Annotated in this window: 18 protein-coding genes; 6 read left to right on the top strand and 12 right to left on the bottom strand. The window is 70.8% G+C overall.

Features of this window, described 5'->3' with window-relative positions; genetic code table 11:
* The first annotated feature begins 118 nt into the window (after positions 1-118).
* Positions 119-670 carry a hypothetical protein gene (locus ABKA17_RS12465; protein WP_353692043.1) on the top strand — a complete coding sequence of 184 codons (552 nt, stop codon included), beginning with the start codon at positions 119-121 and terminating at the stop codon, positions 668-670.
* Positions 671-677: 7 nt separating this feature from the next.
* Here ABKA17_RS12465 and ABKA17_RS12460 read toward each other — a convergent pair whose 3' ends face one another.
* The 5 genes from ABKA17_RS12460 to ABKA17_RS12440 all read right to left on the bottom strand — a co-directional run bounded on the left by ABKA17_RS12460 (position 678) and on the right by ABKA17_RS12440 (position 4,229).
* Positions 678-2,036: an MFS transporter gene (locus ABKA17_RS12460; RefSeq protein WP_353692042.1), complete on the bottom strand. Its 1,359-nt coding sequence runs from the start codon at positions 2,034-2,036 to the stop codon at positions 678-680.
* Positions 2,033-2,632, bottom strand: coding sequence for a helix-turn-helix domain-containing protein (locus tag ABKA17_RS12455; RefSeq protein ID WP_353692041.1), 600 nt, complete (start codon positions 2,630-2,632; stop codon positions 2,033-2,035). The genes ABKA17_RS12460 and ABKA17_RS12455 overlap by 4 nt, the downstream gene beginning before the upstream one ends.
* 67 nt (positions 2,633-2,699) lie before the next feature.
* Complete coding sequence (locus ABKA17_RS12450; protein ID WP_353692040.1) at positions 2,700-3,170, bottom strand: hypothetical protein; 471 nt, start codon at positions 3,168-3,170, stop codon at positions 2,700-2,702.
* Between the two features lie 13 nt (positions 3,171-3,183).
* Positions 3,184-3,507, bottom strand: a complete 324-nt coding sequence (locus ABKA17_RS12445; RefSeq protein ID WP_353692039.1) for a hypothetical protein — start codon at positions 3,505-3,507, stop codon at positions 3,184-3,186.
* On the bottom strand, positions 3,489-4,229 hold the full coding sequence (locus ABKA17_RS12440) for a VOC family protein (RefSeq protein WP_353692038.1): 741 nt from the start codon (positions 4,227-4,229) through the stop codon (positions 3,489-3,491). Before ABKA17_RS12440 ends, ABKA17_RS12445 begins: the two co-directional genes overlap by 19 nt.
* A gap of 204 nt (positions 4,230-4,433) precedes the next feature.
* On the opposite strand from ABKA17_RS12440, the gene ABKA17_RS12435 reads away from it, so the two are divergent.
* Positions 4,434-5,021 (top strand): TetR-like C-terminal domain-containing protein, encoded by a 588-nt coding sequence (locus ABKA17_RS12435; protein ID WP_353692037.1) that lies wholly within the window; start codon positions 4,434-4,436, stop codon positions 5,019-5,021.
* A 52-nt stretch (positions 5,022-5,073) separates the two neighbouring features.
* Here the strand turns inward: ABKA17_RS12435 and ABKA17_RS12430 are convergent, their stop codons facing one another.
* Together ABKA17_RS12430 and ABKA17_RS12425 are read right to left on the bottom strand one after the other, a co-directional pair.
* Positions 5,074-5,532, bottom strand: a complete 459-nt coding sequence (locus tag ABKA17_RS12430) for a hypothetical protein (RefSeq protein WP_353692036.1) — start codon at positions 5,530-5,532, stop codon at positions 5,074-5,076.
* A 54-nt stretch (positions 5,533-5,586) separates the two neighbouring features.
* Complete coding sequence (locus tag ABKA17_RS12425) at positions 5,587-5,970, bottom strand: VOC family protein (protein WP_353692035.1); 384 nt, start codon at positions 5,968-5,970, stop codon at positions 5,587-5,589.
* Positions 5,971-6,048: 78 nt separating this feature from the next.
* Between ABKA17_RS12425 and ABKA17_RS12420 the strand changes: the two genes are divergently transcribed.
* Entirely contained in the window at positions 6,049-7,440 is a 1,392-nt protein-coding gene (locus ABKA17_RS12420; RefSeq protein ID WP_353692034.1) for a hypothetical protein, read from the top strand.
* Between the two features lie 110 nt (positions 7,441-7,550).
* Entirely contained in the window at positions 7,551-7,760 is a 210-nt protein-coding gene (locus ABKA17_RS12415) for a hypothetical protein (protein WP_353692033.1), read from the top strand.
* Here the strand turns inward: ABKA17_RS12415 and ABKA17_RS12410 are convergent.
* From ABKA17_RS12410 to ABKA17_RS12400, 3 genes are all read right to left on the bottom strand, one after another.
* Complete coding sequence (locus ABKA17_RS12410; protein WP_353692032.1) at positions 7,732-9,705, bottom strand: PE-PGRS family protein; 1,974 nt, start codon at positions 9,703-9,705, stop codon at positions 7,732-7,734. The genes ABKA17_RS12415 and ABKA17_RS12410 overlap by 29 nt on opposite strands.
* Before the next feature lie 23 nt (positions 9,706-9,728).
* Complete coding sequence (locus tag ABKA17_RS12405) at positions 9,729-11,399, bottom strand: DUF2264 domain-containing protein (RefSeq protein ID WP_353692031.1); 1,671 nt, start codon at positions 11,397-11,399, stop codon at positions 9,729-9,731.
* 72 nt (positions 11,400-11,471) lie between these two features.
* Entirely contained in the window at positions 11,472-12,518 is a 1,047-nt protein-coding gene (locus ABKA17_RS12400) for a rhamnogalacturonan acetylesterase (RefSeq protein WP_353692030.1), read from the bottom strand.
* A 193-nt stretch (positions 12,519-12,711) separates the two neighbouring features.
* Here ABKA17_RS12400 and ABKA17_RS12395 point away from each other — a divergent pair, with 193 nt between their 5' ends.
* The gene (locus ABKA17_RS12395; protein WP_353692029.1) at positions 12,712-14,394 is read left to right on the top strand and encodes a rhamnogalacturonan lyase B N-terminal domain-containing protein; all 1,683 of its coding nucleotides are present in this window, start codon (positions 12,712-12,714) and stop codon (positions 14,392-14,394) included.
* A 7-nt stretch (positions 14,395-14,401) separates the two neighbouring features.
* Here the strand turns inward: ABKA17_RS12395 and ABKA17_RS12390 are convergent, their stop codons facing one another.
* Positions 14,402-15,817 (bottom strand): RICIN domain-containing protein, encoded by a 1,416-nt coding sequence (locus ABKA17_RS12390; RefSeq protein ID WP_353692028.1) that lies wholly within the window; start codon positions 15,815-15,817, stop codon positions 14,402-14,404.
* Positions 15,814-16,905, bottom strand: a complete 1,092-nt coding sequence (locus ABKA17_RS12385) for a glycoside hydrolase family 43 protein (protein ID WP_353692027.1) — start codon at positions 16,903-16,905, stop codon at positions 15,814-15,816. Before ABKA17_RS12385 ends, ABKA17_RS12390 begins: the two co-directional genes overlap by 4 nt.
* A gap of 204 nt (positions 16,906-17,109) precedes the next feature.
* Between ABKA17_RS12385 and ABKA17_RS12380 the strand changes: the two genes are divergently transcribed.
* Entirely contained in the window at positions 17,110-19,200 is a 2,091-nt protein-coding gene (locus ABKA17_RS12380; protein ID WP_353692026.1) for an autotransporter, read from the top strand.
* The last annotated feature ends 151 nt before the right edge of the window (positions 19,201-19,351 follow it).

Below are 19,351 nucleotides of genomic sequence, written 5' to 3'. Positions count from 1 at the left end.
CGGACGCCCCTACGCCGACGTGGGACGCCTGGCCAGGCGCTGAGCCCACTGGGCCGCAGACTTCCACCCCACGGGGTGACCGGACCGACTATCGGCCCGGCGGCTACGCTCAGCCACGATGAGCGACCGAGACAAGCAGATGACGGCCTACGCCGCCGAGGCCAAGGTCTGGACCCGGCTGGCCGGACTGCTGCCGTCCCCCGACGACGTGGAGATGATCCAGGGCTGCTGGGACATCGGGGAACAGGAGGCCGGGCTCTGGCAGCTCGTGGAGAAGCTCCTCGAACAGGGCGTAGGCGTCGACGGGTTCACGCGAGCCGAGATCGCGGCGATGGCCGTGCAGTGGGACGTGTGGGACCAGTACGGGGACGACATCGTGGCGCTCCCGGAGGACCCTGCCCGGCCCGGGCCGCTGCGGGTGTACGCCGACATGGAGCCCGTCGAGGAGGGCGAGCGACTCCTCGTGCCGTGGATGCGCTGTCTGCCCTGCGACCGCATTCTGACGCGCAGTCATGAGCGCGCGTCCTGGGGGATGTTGCACTGTCCGTCGGGGTTCGTGGTCACCGCGCGCGGCGAGGCGCCGCTGGTCTTCGACAACGAGGAGCCAGGGGCGGTATGGACGGCCCTGGCCGCGGTCTCGGCGACCTGCCGGGCGCCCGGCGACGGCTGAGGTCCGGCTACGCCGGCTTGTCCGACGACACGAACTCGGCTTTTCGCGCTGGCTGTTGGACGGGCAGTTCGGCCAGCGAGCGGATCCCCGGTATCGGTGACGGCAGCAGCCACAGCACCGACAACACCCCGCCGACGGCGACCGTGACGAGGGTCGCGCGCAGGCCGAAGGTCGTGGCGAGCACCCCTCCGACGAGCGCGCCGAGAGGGCGCGCACCGTAGTTGACGGTGCTGAAGGCGCCGGTGACGCGGCTGCGCAGGGCGTCCGGAGTCACCGCGGTCTGGAGGGAGTTGAGGTTGACGTCGAACCACATCACCCCGAGACCCACCAGGAAGTACGTGCCGCCGAGGCACCCGGCGGCGGCCCACGCCGGTCCGCCGGCGACCGCGGCGAGGGCATAGGGCGCGGGAAACAGCACGGCCCCCACGACGACCGCGCGCCCGACGCCGATACGCCGGGACAGCCAGGGGGCGGTCAGCGCGCCGACGAGCGAGCCGGTCGCGCCGACACCCATGGTCAGCCCGATGGCCGCCGGGGAGAGCCCGAGGACCCGGTCGGCGAAGAGCACCACCATCCCGGTGCCCGCGAGGAACGTGAAGAAGTTGACCGTCGTACAGCAGCCGAGGCTCGCCCGCAGCACCCGGTGCCGTACGACGAAGGCGAGTCCGTCGCGGGCGTCGCGCAGCAGCGCGGGTACGGCGGCCCCGGCCCGGACGGCGGGCGCCGCCTCCTCGACCCTGACCCGGCCCAGCAGCAGCGCGGACACCAGGAACGACAGGGCGTCCACGACGACCGTGACCGGTGCGCTGAGCGCCTGCACCAGGCCGCCGCCGATCGCGGGACCGGCCACGAACGACGCGGAACGGGCGGCGCTGAACTTGCTGTTGGCGTCGACGTACGCCGAAGGCGGCACCAGCCGTACGAACAGCGGCTGCCACGCGCAGCCGGCCACCACGCCCGCGAGACCGGTCAGCAGGGCCACGGCGTACAGCTGCGTGAGCGTAAGCGTGCCCCACAGATAAGCGATGGGCAGCGAGAGCAGTACGCCCGCGCGCACCAAGTCGGTGGCGATCAGCAGCCGCCGTTTGCGCCGCCGGCCGTCGACCCACGCGCCCAGCAGGATGCCGAGCAGGTTGGGAGCCGAGGCGAGCGCGATCAACCAGGCGATCTGTGCGGCCGAGGCGTCCAGCAGACCTACGGCGATCAGCGGGACCGCCACCTCTGAGACCTCGTCGCCTAACCGCGAGACGGCGCCGCTGGCCCAGCAGCGGACGAAGCGGGGGTCGCGCCAGAGGGAGGTCTCGGAAAGGGATATCCGGGGGCGCGGGGCGCGTTGGGCGTGCCGGGTGCGCAGGGTGCGCCTCATTCCGGCGCTCCGGGCTCGTCGGCCGCCGCCTCCGGCAGGGCGTACAGAAGCATCCGTACGACCCTGCTGTCCGGTGGCTGCTCCACGGGCTCCCGGTTGACGTAGGGGGCGAGGAGCTCCTCCAACGCGTCCCTGAGGGCCACCAGTTCCTCGGCGGTGACCGTGAGCCCGGTGTTGTTGGACATCGCCGCGCCGAGCCACTCCGGCTCCAGGTGCGGGGCCGTCTCGGTCAGCCAGCGCATGGGGAGTTCCGCGCGGCTGGCGAACATCTCGCCGGCGAGCACCTGGGCGGCCGCCCGGCCCTCCTCGTCCTCCGGCATCGTGAACCGGTACCCGCGCGCCACGGCCTCCCAGCGCCGCTCGCGCCGGTCCGCCCCGCCCTCCGCGTCCCGGACCAGCCCGAATCCCGCGAGGTGCCGCAGGTGCCAGCTGGTCACGGACGGGGTGGCCCCCACGTGCGGGGACAACTGGGTGGCCGTGGCGGGCCCGTACCGCTGCAACCGCTCCAGGGCGGCGAGCCGTACGGGGTGGGCCAGCGCGCGCATGGCCTTGGGGTCGGTGATCTCCAAGTCGCCGAAGCGATTGTCGGCATCCATGACGTGAGAGTGTCCTCTCACAAAGTATGAGAGTCAACTCTCACGACTGCTCGTCAACGGCCGGAGGTCAGCGGATCCACGCGTCGTCGTTGCGATGCCGGTCCAGCCCCACGGCTTCGAACTCGTCCACGGCGGATCCCACCGACGCGCCCAACCGCCGCAGCGCCTGGGAGACCGGGCTCCCGAGAGACGAGAACCGCTGTCCCTCCCCCACGTGGACAGGCCCCAGCACGACACCGCCGCCCTCCCACACGACGGCCCGCTGCTCCCCCGTCCCGCCGAAGTACTCGGCCTCCACATACGCCACCGGCCCACCGGCCGACCAGGCGGCGAGCTGCTTCACCCACCCCTGTGACAACCGCCAGAACCCCAACGCGCGCTCGCCGCCGCCTTGCGCGACTGCGTCCGGCAGGGCACCCGTCATCGGCATGAGCGCCAGGCCCTGGCCCAGTGCCGCGATCCGGGCGACGGGCACGTCCCGCGCCGCCCGGCGCAGGGCCGCGTCCTCGGCGATCACCGCGTGCAGGTCGTATCCCATGCCGGAGCTCTCTTCAGTTCGGTCGGTCGGTGGCGGGGCCGGTCTCGGCGGCCGTGCGGAGGTCGATCTCGTGGTGGTCGGGGCAGCTGCGGTCGTCGACCGGGCACAGCTTCACCGGCGCCGACACGCACCCGGGGGACATCGCCTCCATCGCGTCGAGGCACATGGTGCAGAGCACTTCCGCCGCCGGGTTGACGCTGTCGGCGCCACTGAGACCACAGAACGTCCGCTGCCACGACACGTCTCGGCAGCACACCAGGTGCGTGATGAGTTCGGCGTCCGAGACGAGTCGGAGTTCGGCGCGTGCCGTACCGGTATTCAGGCGTTCTGCAGACAAGGCCCTGATTCCAGTACGCAGAACTCGTTGTCGTCGGGATCGAGCAGCGTGACCCGGCCGGTGTCGTCCCGGCCGTTGTCGAGGCGCCGCGCCCCGAGGGCGAGCAGACGGTCGATCTCCGTCCGCTGGTCGCCGTCGGCGGGGGGCGCGAGGTCGAAGTGCATCCGGTTGCGGCCGGTCTTCGGCGCCACGGGCGGACCGCCCCAGGTGATCTTCGTGCCGCCGTGCGGTGACTGGATCGCGGTCTCCTGGTCCTGGTCCCAGACCAGCGGCCAGCCCAGCGCCGCACTCCAGAAGTAGCCGATCTCCTGTGTGCCGTCGCAGGCGAGCGCGCCGATGAACCCGGTGTCGGCGAGGAAGTTGTTGCCCGCCTCGATGACACAGAACTCGTTGCCGTCGGGGTCGGCGAGCACCACATGCCCCTCCTCCGGTAGCTGTCCGACGTCGATGTGCCGGGCGCCGAGTCGGAGTGCCCTGTCCACCGTCTCCTGCTGCTGCTCCGGAACGGCACTCGTCAGATCGAAGTGCATCCGGTTCTGGCCGACCTTCTTGTCCTCGGTCGGAACGAAGCGCAGCCGGAAGCCGTGCTCGTCACCCGGCAGCAGCGCGAAGCCGCCGTCCGGGTCGTCGACCGACTCCCACCCGAGGACCCCGGACCAGAACCTCGCAAGACCCTGCGGCTCGCTCGCTCCGAAACTCAACGCGAACAGTTGACAAGTCATGGCCCTGCGCCTCCCCGATCCGCTGCCCGACCACCGCCGACAGGGCGCCCGCCGGCCCTTGGGGCGGAAGCCTAGGGGCGGGTCGACGTCACTCGCAGCCCAATATAGGGGGGCCCGGACAGGGCTGGCTGCATGGACCAGCCTGCCGCCTGGATACCCTAGGTTTTCCCTTCACCACCCGACCCGCCTCGCCCCGGAGACCCCATGGCCCGCGCAGGAATCACCCCGGAACGGCTCACCGCGGCCGCCGCCGACCTCGCCGACGAGGTCGGGTTCGAGAAGGTCACCCTCTCCGCGCTGGCCCGGCAGTTCGGTGTGAAGGACGCCAGCCTGTACTCGCACGTCAGGAACCTCCAGGAACTGCGCACCCGGGTCGCCCTGCTCGCGGGCGGCGAGCTGATCGACCGGATCGCCGTCGCCGTGGCGGGGCGGGCCGGCAAGGACGCGCTGGCCGCGTTCGCCGGGGCCTACCGGGAGTTCGCGCTCGAACGCCCCGGGCGCTACGCCGCCACCCAGATCCGCGTCGACCAGTCCCTCGTCGCCGACTCCCCGGCCCTGCGCCGCACCGCCGAGATCACCTACGGCATGCTCCGCGCGTACGGCCTGGAGGAACCCGACCTCACCGACGCCGTACGCCTGCTGCGCAGCACCTTCCACGGCTACTGCGCGCTGGAGGCTAGCGGCGCCTTCGGCGCCCCCCGCGACGTACAGAAGTCATGGCGGCGGGCCATCGACGCCCTGCACGTCCTGCTGCAGAACTGGCCTCGTGAGGAGGGCGACGCGGACGACTGATCCGCACCACGGCATCCAGAGCAGCGGGCCCGCTCACGGAATCGCCGGGCGGTCACGACAGGTCGCCCAGCGCGTCCGCGTAGTACGTCGATTCCTTGAGGTGGAGGGCGAGTTCGCGGAAGCTCCAGCCCTCGCCGGGGGAATCGTCGAGTTCGGCGCCGGTGAGCGCGTCGAGGCGGGCGGACCAGATCCCGGCCAGCCGGGTGAGCCGACTGCGGGACTCGTCCAGGTCCTGTTGGGTGAACGGGGCGAGGTCGGCCTCGGTCGTGATCGCCGAGGCGTGCCAGTGGTCCGGCTGGGGAGCGACGCCCGCCAACCGGGCCTCCATCTCCGCCAGATGGTCCACGAGGTGGTCGGCGACCCGGCGGATCGCCTTGTGCGGGGTGTGGACACGGCCATCGCTCTCGAGCGGTCTGCCGTCCCAGACGGTCCAGGTCGCGGCCAGGGCGAGGACGTGGTCGACCATCCCGGTGACGGCCTGTGCGGGGGTTTCCTGCGGACTTTCGGTCATGGCGGCACGCTAGGAGCGCATCGGTTCGGTGCTCGCCGAACTGTCGCCGGCCGGTCAGCCTGTCTCCTCCTGCTCGCCGCGTTCTGCAGCGCTGCGCTCCACGCAGAACTCGTTGCCCTCCGGGTCGGCCAGCACCACCCAGCCCGTGCCGTCCGGCCGGCGCTGGTCGTCGAACACCTTGGCGCCCAGGCCGAGCAGGCGCTCGACCTCCTCGTCGCGGGTGCGGTCCTGCGGCTGGACGTCCAGGTGGACGCGGTTCTTGACCGTCTTGGGCTCCGGCACGGTGACGAAGAGCAGCCCCGCCCCCTCGATGAGTGCTTCCTCGTCGCCGGGGTGGTCGTCCTCGTGCAGGGGCAGGTCGAGGACCTGGGACCAGAAGCGGCCGAGGGCGTAGGCGTCGGCGCAGTCGATGGTGGTGCGGCGGATGGCGGAAGTCATGCGGGGATTGTTCTGCACGGCCTCGGAAGAGATCAACGAGCACGGCAACCCTTTCCGCACCGGCGGCCACTTGAGGGCATGACTTCAGCAAGACGCAGCACCAGTCACCGCCGTATCCGTGGCGCCCGCAAGCCCGTGATCGCGGGGCTCGCCGCCACCGCCGCCCTCGTCGGCGCCTGGTACGCGACGGCCGGGGCCAGCACGACCGCCGCCTCCGGTCTCACCCCCACCACCAGTACGGTGACGCTGGCCGCCAAGTTCCCCTATCTGACGGCGGGTTACAACAACAGCCGGGAGTGGACGCGGACGGCGACGGCGGCCGCCCCGGACGGCACCCTGCGCCTGGCCTGGCCGGCCTCCGACGGCATCCACGTCACTCCGCTTACCGCTGCCGGCAAGCGCGCGGGCGCGGACACGGTCGTCAAGGGCGCCAAGGAGGTCGGTGGTCTGGTCGCGCACAACGACGGGTTCGCGCTGCTCACCCGGGTCTCCGACACCAACAAGTGGAAGGAGACGGCGGCCGCGATCGTGCGGTACACGAACGGCAAGAAGACCTTCCAGACCAAGCTCACCGGCACGTCGACGAACGACACCTCGCCGACCCTCGACGGTCAACTCACCTGGAACGGCGCCAAGTACGGCGCGTACTTCGTGGTGCACGGGGCGGGCGGCTTCGCCGACGGGCACTTCGGCGACAAGATGCAGTACATCAGCGCCAAGGGCAAGAAGACGAGCGGCGGCTGGAGTTGGGGGTGCAGCCACAACGAGGGCATCGCCCTGTACCCGGAGAAGACCGGCGCCTTCACCTCCCTCTGCTTCGACGACTGGCGCTCGGGCCTGTTCGTGTCGACGGGCATCGGCGCCCCCGACAACGCGCCGGTCGTACAGCGCGAGCAGTGCTGGGCGGGCTACTGCGGCGGCACGTTCGCGGGCCGTACGGGCGACCTGGTGAAGTCCGCCACCGGCCGTTACGCCACCGCCTTCGCCTCCCGCGGTGCCGCCTCGGCCAAGAAGAACCCCGACGACTCCAGCGGGCGCGGCTGGACGGTCACCCCGCAGACCGGCACCCACCAGGTCGCCGTCGCCTTCCTCAAGAACCGCAACACCCCGGCCGCGGGCAAGGCGATCCGCCTGTCCAGCACCAAGGGCACGGAACACGTCAACGTCCGCCTCGCCCCGTATGGCAAGGACCGGCTCCTGCTCTCCTGGGAGTCGATCAAGAACGCCAAGTGCAAGGCCGGCACCTGCACCGGCACGTTCGCGGGCACCCATCTGCGGCTCATCGACTGGAACGGCAAGTTCCAGAGCGCGGACAAGGTGGTCGACACCCGAATCACCGGTGACATCGCGGTCCAGAAGGACGGCACCCTGACCTGGGCGTCCGTGCCCGTGAAGCCGTCGTACGCGAGCGCCCTGACGGGCGCGTCGCCGACCACGAAGACCCTGAAGATCACCCGCCTGACGCCCTGACGGCGGCCCTCCGTACAACCTCCTCCCCCGTTCCGCACGTCTCGCCGGTCGAGGTACGCGGACGGGGGCACCGGCGGTGACGACGCTGCTGGTGGGCGGCAAGCGCCGCCATGGGGGCCTGTCTCACCGCCCTCGGCTGGGCGGATGCCGTGATCGTCATGACCGCGATGGCGGCGGGGTGGGGCGTGGACCGGCTCGGCTATGTCGTGGCTCCCGAATCCGTGCCGCTGTGGGGCGAGTTCGGCCTCTTCGCCCTCTGGACCGCGGTGGCGTTGGGCGTGTTCGTCGGGGTCACCCGGCTTCCGTGGCCGAGGGGTTGATCAGTTCGACCATCCGGTGCATGACGTCGACGGGCAGCGCCGGATTCCGGGCGGCCGTCTCGACTCCTCCGCCCCTCAGCAACCCGGTCAACAGGCGTGCCGGCAGGCGGGGGTGGAGCGCGGCGGCCTGCCGGATGTGCTCATGCGGATCCTCCAGCAGCCGCGCGGCGGCGAACGCCGACAGCCGCGGGTCGGTGGCGACGCGGTGGCGCACCTCGTCGCTGGGGTCCCGGCTGAGCCGTTCCACCAGGTCGGGCGTGGACTCCGGGTCGTCCAGGGCCAGTCGGCGCATCCGCGGGCTCGGGTCGTCGGCGTACCGGAGGAGGTCGTGGCGGGGGAAGTTGGGGTGGCCGCGCGGCCGGTCGGGGGCGGTGAGGCTGCCGTCCCACCACTGCCACACCCGCATCAGCATCTCGGCGGGCGCGTCGTCGCAGGACTCGGCGAGGAACAGCTGGACGACTCGGTCCTCGTCGCGGGCGAGGCGTTCGACGACGTCCGCGGGGAGGTGCCGGGCGCGGGCGACGCTTCGGCGTACGAGCGGGTGGGAGGAGGCGGCGAGGCGGCGCATGGCTTCCTCGTCGTCGTGCAGGGCCACGACCCAGTCCAAGGCGTGGGAGCTCTGACGGGGGTCGAAGTCGATGCGGATCGCCGCGCGTTGCTCCTCGGTGAGGTCGGCTCGTGTCGACACCGCGGCACGGACGCTGTCGTCGGGGTCCTCTGCGAGGAGGGCGACGAGGTCCGGGGCCAGCCGGGGGTTGGCCGCGAGGGCGCGGCGCTCACCCAACTCCCCGTGCCGTACGAGGCGTTCGACGAGTTCGCGCTCCAGCAGGCAGCTCTCCAGCGCGTCGCGCTGGACGGCCGACGCCTCGAACACCGAGCGAGGCATGGGGTGTTCACGGTGGTGCAGCAGCAGGGCCCGAGCGCGGACCGTGCCGTGCGGGTCCGCCAGAAGGGCTTCGCGCGCCCGCGTGTCGAGGTGCGGCCAGGCCGTCAGACAGGCCACGGCCCGTACGCCACCGTCCGGGTCGGCGCTCAGCTCGACGGCCAAGGCGTCGGGCAGCCCCTTGAGGCGGGCGGTCTCGGAGCGCACGCGGGCGGACGGGTCCGCGGCGAGCCTGCGGCAGGTCTCCTCGGGGATCCTGGCCCAGCGCTCCGCGGCGAGCATGGTGGCGAGCCACCGGTGCCGCTCCTCCCGCTCCCCGAGGATCAGGCGGGACCACTGCTCGGGGGTGAGGTCCGGCGAGGACTCCGCCGCCGCCTTCCTCATCGTCCAGTCCGGATGGGCCAGGACCGCGTCCACGACCTCCGTCGGCAGCCGGCTGTAGAGCGTGTAGGGAGATCTCTCCACCAGGCGGACGCGCAGCTCCGCCGGGGCCGCCGGGTTGAGCGAGAGCCCCCTGGCCCACGCGTCGAGCATCCGCTCCGTGGGCTTCGGCCCCTCGAACAGCTTCGTCCAGGCGGCCGCCCGGTCCTCCGCCGTCTCCGCGGCCACCGCCCGCGCGGCCTCCTCCTGCCGCTGCCTGAGCCGGTCGACGGAGACCAGCCAGACGTCGTACTCCTCGGTCGTGGCGCCCAGCAGCATGTCCCCGTCCGGCGACAGCGTGACGAACTCCGGCTGTCCGGGCCGCTCGCCCAGCACTCCGGCGAGGTCCCAGTCCTCGGTGAGCCGGACCCGGACCCAGCCGCCGCTGCCGGAGGTGTGCAGGAGGAACACCCCGTCCGCGTCGAGGACCCCTGCCTCGGTCGCCAACCGGTGCCACTGCGCGTTGAGTTCGTCCACCAGGTCGGTTCGGTCCGAGCGGACCCGGACGGCCGGCTCGGCCTCCCAGGCGGCGACCCGCCGCCAGGCGAACGGCGGCGGCAGCACCTCCTCGACGCGCCGGTCCCCCACGAGTTCCAGCCCGGCCCGCCCCAGCAGTGCGGTCAGTTCGTCTCTCCCACCCATGATCCCCATCCTGCCCGAGGGGGTCAGCCGACCTCCACGCCGGAGCCGTCCAGCCGTGCCCGGACCTCACGCCCGGTGCTCCAGCGGACGTGGAGCGCGCCCGCGTCGTCCACCCGGACGCTCACCAGCTTGTCGAGCGGCGCGGGATCCGGTTCGGCGGTCAGCCGGGCCAGGGCCACGAACAGGGTGGGCCCGTCCCCGGTCGACTCACCGTGCACCTGCCGCAGTTCGGTGCGTACGCCGTCCGTCCCGGCCCACCCGGTCACACGCACCGGCGTGCCGGGGGCCGCCCCCGCGACCAGATGGGCCCGCACCTCCACCGCGCCCTCTGCCAGCACCAGGCTGGTCACCCGGACCCCGTCCCCGACCAGGTGCCGCGAGGCCACCCAGCCGTCGCCGGTCCCGAGCGGTTCGATGTCCGTACGGCTCGGATCGTCGCCGACGATCACGCTGTTGTCGTACGACGGTGCCGGTGCCGTCACCGTCGAGTAGGCGAGGCGCGTGTAGTACGGGTCGTAGCGGACGTCCTCGCTGCCGTGGTTGTGCAGGCGCACCAGGCCGTCCGAACGGGTGGACTGGAGCAGCCAGTTGGGGGCGGCGACCGGCCGCACCTCGTCGGCGAGCTCGACCGGGGAGGGCTCCTCCTCGGCCGTCCACACCTCGTGGTCGGGCGGTAGGAGCAGGCCGAGGAAGGCCTTGCTCGCCCAGTACGGCGAGGCGGGGCCCGAGTAGCCCTGGAGGACGGCGGGGTCGGGGCCGTGCCAGCCGAGGGTGAGCAGCCCTTCGGAGTTCACCGCATCCCGGTCGAGGAAGTACTTCAGCGCCCCGGACGCCAGCCGCCGGGTCTGCCCCGGGGTGAGCGGGGTACGGCCGGTGAGGGCGCCGAGCCACAGCGGAGCCGTGGTGGCGAAACGATAAGTCAGTGAGCGGCCCTGGTGCATGGGGGCGCCGTCGCCGCCGAAGAGACGGGCGTAGTCGGCGAGGTGGGCCTCCAACCGTTCGCCGTATACGGTCGACAGTCGGCTGTCGTCGGCGAACCAGGCGTGCAGCACCGGATACAGGTGCATCGCCCAGCCGTTGTAGTAGTCGAACTTCCGGCCGTCGCCGTCCGTGTACCAGCCGCCGCCGACGTACCACTCCTCGATCCGCCCGAGCCCGCGGTCGATCGCCTTGCGGGACGCCTCCACCTCGTGGCCGATCTCCTGGAGGAAGCCGCCGACGGTGACCGGGAACAACTCCCAGTTGCAGGGCCAGGCTTCGGCGGTCAGTGCGTCGCCGAGCCAGGCCGCGGCGCGTTGCCGTACCCCCTCGTCCAGCCGGTCCCACAGCAGCGGGCGGGTCAGGCGCAGGGCCACCGCGATCGACGCCGCCTCCACCAGCGGCTGGCTGCGGTCCTCGATGCGGGGCCAGATGCCGTCGACACCGGCCGCGAGCCCTTCGGCGTAGCGCTGGAGGGCGGTCTCGTCCTGGCGGAAGGCGGCCAGCAGGATCGTACGGGCGTAGCCCTCCAGGCCGTCGGAGAGCCGGCCGGACCAGCTCGAGCGGTCGCCGGGGAAGTGGTAGAGGGCGCCGCCCTCGGCGGCGTACGGCTCCGTCGCGGCGAGCAGGGCGTCGGCCGCGGCCTCCCAGTGGGCGCGGGTGTAACCGGTGTACGGGCTGCGGGTGCGGTCGTCGGGAGGCAGTGGGAGGTGCATCGGCTCTCTTTCGGGGTCTGACACAGGGCAAGGCCTGGGGCGCCTCGGTTCCGGTCGAGGCGCCCCAGGGGCTCATTCCGTCCGCACCCGGCCTGCCGGCAGCAGGTGCTGGGCGACGAGTTCGTCGCGCACGAACTCGGCGTACACCGTGGCCCCGTGCACGGACGTGTGCGTGTTGTCCCGCTTCTCGTTGTAGAGGTAGAGCGCCTTGGAACCCTCGACTCCCAAGGCCTCCACGACCGACTTGGTCTTCGCCGTCAAGTCGATCAGCGGGACGTCCTGCGCGGCGGCGACCGAGCGGATGACTGCGGGGTGGTCGACGCCGAGGCCGTTGACCAGGAGAGCGGTGTTGTTGTTCAGGGTGCCGTCGGAGTTGAACCAGCGTCGCACGATCGGCGTCACGAGGACAGGCTCACCGCCCTTTTCGCGGATACCGGCGACCAGAGTCTCCAGGTTCGTCCGGTAGGTCACCTCGTCGGTGGTCTTGTCGTTGTGGGCGAGCTGGACCAGAACGAGATCGCCGCGCCGGATCAGCGGCTGGACGGTGGCGAACAGCTGGGGGTTGGCGAGGTAGGTCACCGTGCTCTCGCCGGAGTCGGCGTAGTTGGCGACGGAGACGCCCTTGCGCAGGTACTGGGGCAGCTGCTGGCCCCAGCCGGAGTACGGGTCGCCGGGCTGGTCGCAGACCGTGGAGTCACCGACGAGGAAGACCTGCCGGGCGTGCCGGGCCGGGGTGACCCTGATGTCGGCGAGAGCGGGGGCCGTGCCGCCGAGCACGAGGTCCAGGCCGGCGGTGCCCGCCGGGCCGGTGGGTTCGCCCTCGGGGGTGCGGACGTTCACCGTGAAGCTGCGGGCGACGCGTTCGCCGGCCGGGGCGGCCGTCTCGGGGAGCAGCGAGCGGCGCGTCTCGCCGCTGACGCTCGTGCTCGACGCGGCGTCGCCGCCGAGCAGGACCGACACGTCGTACGTGCCCGCCGGGACGTCGAAGTGGCAGGCGGTGGCGGTGCAGTTCTCGAGGCCGAGCGGGCGGTGCCGCTCGGGCGCGGCGTGGGCCGGTACGGCGGTCAGTCCGGCACTCAGGGCGACCGTCGCCAGTACGGCGAGGTTGAAACGTCTCATTCGAGGCTCCTACGACACACGACAAGGCCTGGCGGCTGGACCGTACCCCCTTCGGCAAGCGCTTTCTAGACCTCGGGCAGATTTCACAAGATTGCCAACCTCCAGCGAGCGAAAGCCCTTTCGCGAAATCGATTCAACTGTCACCCTCGCTCTCACCCGCACCACCCCCACATGTCTCGAAGGAGGCACCCCCATGTCCGAATCCGCCGTAAACAGACCGGTCGGACGCCGCACCTTCGTCGTCGGTGCCGCGGCCGCCGCAGGCACGGTCGCGTTCGCCGGTCCGCTCGCCCAGAGCGCGTCCGCCGCCACCTTCGGCTGGTCCGACGACGGCTCGAACTACGTCGTCGACACCGGCGCCAACCTCGTCTTCAAGGTCAGCAAGTCCAACGGCGACCTGACCTCGCTGGTCTACCGCGGCACGGAGTACCAGGGCTACGACGGCAAGAACTCGCACATCGAGTCCGGCCTCGGCAGCTCCACCGTGACCATCAAGCAGTCGGGTTCGACGATCCTGATCTCGGTCACGTACGGCACGCTCAAGCACTACTACGCGGCCCGCAGCGGCGAGAACAACGTCTACCTGTGGACCAACAAGGCCGACACGTCGGTGTCCGCGACCCGCTACATCCTGCGCACCAGGGCGGGCCTGTTCCTCAACGACGAGCCCGACTCCTACACCTACGCCCCCACCACCATCGAGGCCTCGGACGTCTTCGCGAAGTCCGACGGCCAGACCCGCTCGAAGCACTACTCCAAGCTCCGGGTGATGGACTACAACTACGTCGGCTGGACCACCGGAAGCGTCGGCCTGTACGTCGTCCGCTCCAACCACGAGAAGGCCTCCGGCGGCCCCTTCTACCGCTCCCTGCTGCGCCACCAGAGCGCGGACGGCGGCGGCCTCTACGAGATCCTCTACTACGGCCAGAACCAGACCGAGGACCAGCGCTTCGGCCTCCAGGGTCCGTACGTCATCGCCCTCACGGACGGCGGCGCACCCTCCTCGGCGCTGTACCCGGGCACCCTCACCACCTCCTGGGCGGACTCGCTGGGCCTGTCCGGGTACGTGGCGGCGAGCGGGCGGGGCCGGGTCGCCGGCGTCGGGATCACCGGGCGGAACACGTCGTACGCGTACACGGTCGGGATCGCCAACTCGGCCGCGCAGTACTGGGGTTCGGCCCGGTCGTCGGACGGCTACTTCTCGATCTCCGGGGTGCTGCCGGGGACGTACACGCTGAGTGTCTACAAGGGCGAGTTGTCTGTATACAGCACATCGGTGACGGTATCCGCCGGTGGGACGACCACGCTCAACAGCATCGCGATCCCGTCGTCCAACGACCCGAGCAACGCGACCGCGATCTGGCGGATCAACGACTGGAACGGCACGCCGAGCGGCTTCAAGAACGCCGATCTGATGACGTACGCCCACCCGTCCGACGTCCGCGCCTCGGCGTGGACCGGCAACGTGGTCATCGGCAGCGGCAGCGAGACCTCGGCCTTCCCCTGCTATCTCTGGAAGGACGTCAACAGCGGTCTGCTGGTGTACTTCAAGCTCACCGCGGCCCAGGCCGCCGCCGCGCACACCCTGCGCATCGGCGTGACGACGGCCTACGCCAACGGCCGGCCGCAGGTCGTCGTCAACGACACCTGGACCTCCGCGATCCCCTCCCCGCCCACCCAGCCGAACACCCGGTCGCTGACCAACGGGTCCTACCGGGGGAACAACTACACGTTCACCTACAGCGTTCCGGCGAGTGCGTGGCTCACGGACACCAGCCAGTACAACATCCTGAAGATCAACGTGGTGAGCGGTTCGGGGACGACGTCCTATCTCAGCGCGGGCACCTCGATCGACGCGATCGACCTGCTCGCCTGATCGGGCATCAGGTACCGCGCGTCCACTGCTGGTTGGTCGCTCCGTTGCACGTGTACGTGATGATCGCGGCGGAGTTGGCGGTGGACGCGCCGTTCACGTCCAGGCACTCCCCGCTGGCTCGGGCCTTGACGAGCCAGTAGCTGCCGGAGGCCGAGGCCGTGAGGCTCCACTGCTGGCTGGTCGCGCTGCCGCAGTTCTCCTGGGTGACGTTGGTGGAGTTCTCCTGGAGGCACAGGGAGCTGCCGCGGCCGACGAGCTGGTAGTAGCCGGTGCCAAGGTCCTTGAACCAGAACTTCTGGTTGCCGCCGCCGTTGCAGGTGTACTGGGTGGCGGCGATGCCCTGCCACAGGGACTGGTTCGGCATGTCGACGCACTTCGAACTGTTGCGGGCGATCAGGGTGTTGTACGTCGCGCTCGTTCCGGAGATCGTCCCGGCGGCCGCGTCGACGGTGACCTCGGGGTACCAGGACATCGACATCGTGGTGGAGCTCGGGAAGGCCAACGGCAGCCACACATAACGGGAGTCGTTGACGGTGCCGCCGAAGGAGTTGCCCCAGCGGTCGCCCATGTAGAGGTACGAGGTGCCCGAAGTGCCCTGCACGGGAAGGACGTACGCGGTCTGCGAGTTGTACGTCGTGGAGTCGCCGACGTTCGCCATCGACGTCCACGGTCCGGCCAGTGAGGTCGCGGTGGCGTACTGCTGCTGGTTGGCGCTCCAGCCGGTCGCGCCCGACGTCAGCATGAAGTAGACGCCGCCCCGCTTGAACAGCGCCGGGGCCTCGCGGTGACCGCCGGCCCAGGGGTTGGCGACCAGGCTGTCGATGGCGGTGTAGGCGGAGTTGAGCTTGTAGATGTGCAGGTCGTAGTTCTCGTTGGCGGCGGACACCATGTAGCCGGTGCCGTCCGTGTCGACGAACGTCGTGATGTCACGGGACATGTGGGTGCCGAGCGGACGGAAGCTGCCCTGGTAGGTGTAGTTCCCGTCGACGGTGTCGGAGACGGCGACGGCGGCGCGGGCCTCGCTGTAGTCGGTGCCGTTCTCCTTGTGCATCCACATCACGAACTTGCCGGTGGACGCGTTGTACATGACCTTGGGCCGCTCGATGTAGGCGGTGCCGAGCTCCGAGGCGGAGGACTGGGTCAGGACGTTGTTCCTGAACTCCCAGTTCTTCAGGTCGGTGGAGCGGTAGGCGGACACGTACCGGAAGGTGTTGTCGGCGTTGCGGTTCTCGCCGAACCAGTAGTAGTACGACCCGACCTTGATGACCCCGCCGCCGTGGGCGTGCAGGGCATTTCCCGAACTGTCCGTGAACTGGACGCCGTTGGGGATCGTCAGGGCGGCGGCCTGGGCGGGCCCCGCGGTGACCAGGGCGCCGGCCAGCGCCAGACAGAGGGCGAGCAGTACCGCGTACACACGTCTCATGACGCAACCTCCGTGTCCGTGGCGGTGTCCGCCACCGGTATGCCGAAGTTCGGGGTGCCGTCCGCGTTCCAGCCGAGCTTCTGGACGCGGGTGTGCCGGTTGGGGTCGTTCAGCGGGTCGCCGACGATGTCCTTGTACTGGCGGGCGTGGTAGACGAGGACGTCGCTGCGGCCGTCCTCGGCGACGGTGAAGCTGTTGTGGCCGGGCCCGTACTGCTTGGTGGTGTCGTTGCTGGTGAAGACCGGGGTCGGCGACTTGGACCAGTTGGCCGGGTTCATGAGGTCGGCGTCCGCGTCGACGGTCAGCAGGCCCATGCAGTAGTTGAAGTCGGTGGCGCTGGCCGAGTACGACATGAACAGCCGGCCGTTGCGGGCGATGACCGCCGGGCCCTCGTTGACCTTGTAGCCGATGCACTCCCAGTCGTACTCGGGTGTGGACAGGCGGACCTGAGGCCCCGTCAGGGTCCACGGGTTGGCCATCCTGGACAGCCACAGCGCGGTGTTGTTGCCCATGTCGGGCTCGTGCTGGGCCCAGGCGAGATAGCGGGTGCCGCGGTGGGTGAAGGTGGTGGCGTCCAGGGAGAACGTCTCCCAGGCCGTCTTGATCTGACCGCGTTCGACCCACGTCCCCTTGAAGGGGTTGGGGCTCGCGTTCTCCAGGACCCAGATGCGGATGTCCCACACGCTCTCGGCGGGCGCGGAGGCGAAGTAGATGTACCACTTGCCTCCGACGCGGTGGATCTCCGGCGCCCAGATGTGGGCGCCCATGGGGCCGGTGGCGTGCTTGGTCCAGATGACCGACTCGGCGGCGCTCGCGAGCCCGTTCAGGGTGCGGGAGCGGCGCAGGATGATCCGGTCGTACTCGGGGGCGGTGGCGGTGAAGTAGTAGAAGCCGTCGGAGTGACGGTGGATGTGGGGGTCCGCGCGGTTGCGGACGAGCGGGTTCACGAAGGGGGGCGCCTTTCGCGGACCGGGGGCTGCTGCGGCGACGGCGGGGGCCACGACCGTGGGGGTCGCGGCCAGGGCGCCCGCGGCCAGGGCGCCCTTCAGCAGTCGTCGTCGGTCGGGGACGTCGGGAGTGCGGCTCATACGGAATGCCTCTCGGATGGGGGTGTCCTGAGAGTGATGTTCGATATTGAGAACATCTGTTGTCTTTGCGAACAGCCGAAAGGTAAGGCTGGGGAACCACGAGGTCAACGGGTCGGACGAGACAAGAGAAGGCGCTTTCTGTCGGGCCACGTCAGCAACGGCACTTTTCTGTTATCGGCCGGTGGTCCGGCCCGTCTCCCCACCGTGCGCAGCCATACCCACAAGACAGCAGCGGCCGCCGGCGCCCTGGCGGCGGTCGCCCTCCTGGTCACCGCTCCCCCCGCCGCGGCCGCCGGCACCCGCGACGCCACCGCCGACGTCCTCGCGGGCCGCGACGTGACCCTCAGCGGCGACACGGTCGTCACCGTGCCCTCCGGGACGACGACGTACGACGGCGTCTTCCGCGGCGAGGGCACCCTCACCGTGCGCGGCAGCGGGACGCTGATCCTGACCCGGAACAGCGACTTCACCCTGCCCAAGTCCCGGCAGCGGCAGAAGGTGTCGATCCAGGGCGGCAACCATCCGTACGTCACCACGACCGACCCCGACGCGCCCGCGATCACGGTCGCACGCGGGGCGACGCTCCAGTACGGCAACGGCGGATCGACGGGCCTGATCGGCCACTTCCCCTACGGCACCCCGCAGTTCGCGCTCAACCAGGACAACATCCGGGTCGACGGCACCCTGCGGCTGGCCCTGAAGAACACCGCCTACAACCTGGGCACGATCAGCGGCTCCGGGCTGATCACCCAACCCCGCTTCCTCTGGGGCACCTGGGACCTGACGTCCGGCTCGTTCTCCGGTGTGATCGACAACGGCACCCAGGCGAACGCCGGACGCCCCGAGTTCGCGACCCGGCTGCCCCACGTCCGCAAGGTCCTCAACCAGGGCACCTGGACCGTGGACACCCCGCTGGGCCAGACCGTCACCATGGGCATGGACTTCTACCAGCGCGAGTACGGCAGCGACATCAACATCCAGTCCCGCCCCGGCAGCAAGGTCGTCCTGACGGGCCAGTACAGCTGGTCGAACCAGGGCGGCGACACCGACCCCTCGCTCAGTGACCCCTCGTTGAACTGGACGCCCGCGCGCAAGAACGTCAACAAGCGCGGCACCAACATCAAGGGCGCTAACGTCCGTTGGGGCGACGGGACGACGCACAGGATCTTCATGCCGGGTACGGCGAAGACGGTCTACATCAACCTCCTCGCCGCGCGGTCCCGGTCGCTGCTCACGTTCGACTACAACGGGCCGGTGACGCTCGGCGCCCCCATCGGCGGCGGCCGCTTCCACGACACGCTGTCCGCGCCCGGAGCCGGGGACGTCGTCATCGCGGGGACGCGCGGCAACGACGTCACCTTCGCCGCCGTGCAGTACTACGACGGCTCGACCACCGTCGAGAAGGGCGCGGTGCTGCGGCTGGGCAGCGGGCGGTCGGGCGGCGACGGTGGACTGTATACCGCGGGCAGTCTGTACAAGGTCGTGAACAACGGCTCCCTGGTGCTCAACAACGCCGGCAAGGCCCTGACCCTGTCGCGGCTCAGCGGCAGCGGATCGCTCACCCAGTCCGGCACCGCGTCGACGACCCTGACGGGGAGCGGGGTGACGTACACGGGGGCCACGACGGTGAAGAAGGGCACGCTCGCCCTGCGCCAGGGCGCGACCCTGAAGCGCAGCAAGGCGATCCGGCTGACCACGTCCGGGGCACGTCTCGACGTCGGTACGGCGGGGCTGCGGGTGGCGACCACGCTGAGCGGCAAGGGCACGGTGAAGGGCTCGGTCACCAACAACGGGGTCGTCGCCGGCGGGATCACGGTCTCGGGGAACTACGCCCAGAGCGCGCAGGGCGAACTCGTCCTGCGGGACAAGCCGTTGAAGGTGACCGGAACGGTACGGCTGGCCGGCGACCTCGACCTCGCGGCCGCCGGGACCGAGCCGGCCCGCGAGACCATCACCGTGCTCAACCACACCGGGAGCTCGAAGACCGGCGGCGCGTTCACGGGGCTGAAAGAGGGGGCGAGGGTAAAGCTCGCCGACACCACCTACCGGATCAGCTACCGGGCCGGCGACGGCAACGACGTCGTCCTCACCGCGATCGCCGCGACCAAGTCCCCCACCCCGACCGGGACTTCTTCCTCGGCCGCCCTGGCGACCCGCACCGCCGGCGCCGCCGAGGACGACCGCCTCAGCTGGTGGCCCTACGCCCTCGGCCTCGGCCTCCTGGGCGGCCTCGCGGTCCCGGCGACCAGGAACCGGCGCGGGGGCAGGGGGCGGGGCGGGCGGCACGCGGCGTAGGAGGCGGGGCATCGGTGGGGGCATCGGCGGGGGCATTGGCGGGACATCCGGCAAACGAACCGAGCGTCACGGCTGCGGCCTGTGCCACATCGATGCCCTCGGGAATCCTTCAGCTGGGCCGGGTCGAGGCCCGCAAGATCACGTTCCGGCG

Origin of the sequence: Streptomyces sp. RG80 (assembly GCF_040446465.1) — a bacterium.
GTDB lineage: Bacteria > Actinomycetota > Actinomycetes > Streptomycetales > Streptomycetaceae > Streptomyces.
Note: the sequence above shows the minus strand (reverse complement) of the source record. Positions and strands in the feature narration are given on the sequence as shown.